Raw genomic sequence first — 2,028 nt, forward strand, 5'->3', positions numbered from 1 at the left:
TGACCGAGGAGCCCCAGTCCGGCAGGGACAGCACCCAGCCGTTTCCCGTCTTCGACGCCACCACCCCGAGCTGGCGCCGTGCCCGCTGCACTGTGCGCGGGGCGAGCCCGGCGGCGGCCGCCGCCGCCAGCACGTCCCGGGCCGGCACCGGACCGGCCGCCAGCATGCGGCTCAGGAGCCTGTAGGCGCTGGTGCTCGCCGGGCGCCGCCGCGACAGGTCCGCGCCGGTCATCGCCTCCTCGCGGCCGCGCGCGGAGCGGCTGCTCCACACCACGGGCCGGGTCCGGTCCGCCTGGCGGAACTGCAAGCCGCCCATGACCGCCCACCCGCTGCTGGCCACCGGCACCAGCGCCATCGCCCCGTCCGCGCCGTGGACAGCCATGTGCACCGCCGCCGTGTGCGAGGACTGCGACGCCTCCATCGCCCTGCGCGTGGATGACCAGCCCGCGCGTTTCGAGGCGTCCCGGACCGCCAGGACCGCCGTACCGACGCGCTGCGCGAGTTCCGCAAGCACCCGCATCGCCTTCTCGACGGGTACCCGGTACGGGCAGACCGTCATGAGGTCCACCACCACGAGGTCCGGCCCACGCTCGCGCAGGAGGTGCTCCATCTCGTCGGCGTCGCCGGGCAGGCGCAGGCCTCGCCGCCCGCCTCGGCCGCCCAGCACGGGGGCCACCGCAACCCGCCCGCCGCCCGGCCCGCAGGCCGACAGGAACTCCGCCGTCCGCTCCGCCGTCTGCGGCGAGGCGAGTACCAGCACGGTGCGCGTCGCCTGGGGCTGCTGCCCGTCGGGCAGGGCTGCCGCCGTCGCCGCCCGCACCGCGACGTCCAAGGCCACCGCCCAGGTACCGACGCCGTCCTCGCCATCGATCAGGCTCAGGCCCGCCGACGGCACGTACCCGGGCCAGACCCAGCCGGGGCCGTCATCGAACGCCGGCGGCGCGACCACCACGTACTCCGGGCCCAGCCGCAGCGCCGCCGCGACGTCCTGCGCATCGCACCCGTCGGCCAGGCAGTCCAGCTCCACACGGCCGTCCCCGGCGGCGAGCACCAGCAGGGAGCCTTGCCGGTCGTCGTGCGCCGGGCAGCGCGCCAACCACCCGCCCTCGGTCGGCCGGACGTTCCCCCAACGGCGCAGCGCCGCCAGCACTATCTCGTACTCCTGTGCCACGCGCCCTTCCTCCGTCGATCTGATCTCAACCAACCTGCCGGACTAGCAAGCTGGTTCGGCCCCACACCATCAAGACACGTGACGGCGCGAAGGGTTGCCCTCCGGGGGCCGCGCGATGCAGGTGGCCGCGTGCGGCAGGTGCAGCCGCTCGTAGGGCAGCAGCGGCAGTTCTGCGGTCGGCCGGCGCGAGCGGATGGTCCCGGTGCCGTCGCGGTAGACCGCTGTGTTGCCGAGCGCGCTCGGGTTCGCGTCCACGGCCAGTCGCGCGCCGGCGGCGGTGATGGTCCAGTGCACCGCCGTGCCGCACCGCCGGCATCGGGCGAGGCCTCGCGTCGGCAGCATGCTCACGCCTCTTCGGCTGCTGCGGTGTCGCCGACGAGGAGGGCCGCCACCGCCCGCCAGCCGAACCGGGCGACGGCGTGGGCCTGCCCGTGGCTGGCGATCGTCTCCAGCACCTCCAGCGGGTCCGGGCCAGCCGCGCGTCCTCCGGGCAGCGCGGCCATCAGCGGACGCTGCCCCGGCATCGGTGCCGCGCCACCGGGCCGGCCCGCGCCACCGGGCGGTTCGGGGAGCAGCGTCAACGGCCGTTCGGCGACGGGCTCGGCTTCCTGGTCGCGCGCGATCTCGTTCTCGATCGAGGCGATCCGGTCCGCGACGCTCACCTGCGCCGCAGTGGCCGCCTTTCGACGTACCGCAGCACGGCGGCCGGGCCGGGCCGGGCGGTCAGGCGAAGCAAGTCCGGGCTGCTGCCTCTGCTCGCGCACCCACTTGCGCCACAGGGCCTGCCAGTCCACGCCGAGGGTGGCGCGGCCCCGGTGCCAGTCCGTGAACGCCGCCGTCACGGCCGCCAGACCGCC

At 76.0% G+C, this 2,028-nt stretch carries 2 protein-coding genes and 1 pseudogene; all 3 read right to left on the bottom strand.

Going from position 1 to position 2,028, the window contains the following annotated elements; genetic code table 11:
• Window positions 1-1,171: AAA family ATPase (locus J0670_RS36670; RefSeq protein WP_207817106.1), on the bottom strand; the 1,171-nt coding region annotated here is incomplete at its 3' end.
• Window positions 1,172-1,240: 69 nt separating this feature from the next.
• Window positions 1,241-1,513 (bottom strand): hypothetical protein, encoded by a 273-nt coding sequence (locus J0670_RS36675; RefSeq protein WP_207817107.1) that lies wholly within the window; start codon window positions 1,511-1,513, stop codon window positions 1,241-1,243.
• 2 nt (window positions 1,514-1,515) lie between these two features.
• Window positions 1,516-2,028 (bottom strand): annotated as a pseudogene (locus J0670_RS36680) (hypothetical protein); the annotation flags it as partial.

Origin of the sequence: Streptomyces sp. FH025 (genome assembly GCF_017427025.1) — a bacterium.
Classification (GTDB): Bacteria; Actinomycetota; Actinomycetes; order Streptomycetales; family Streptomycetaceae; genus Kitasatospora.

Coding starts and splice junctions, on each gene's coding strand:
- J0670_RS36675 (WP_207817107.1), bottom strand. CDS start 1,513: ATGCTGCCGACGCGAGGCCTCGCCCGATGCCGGCGGTGCGGCACGGCG.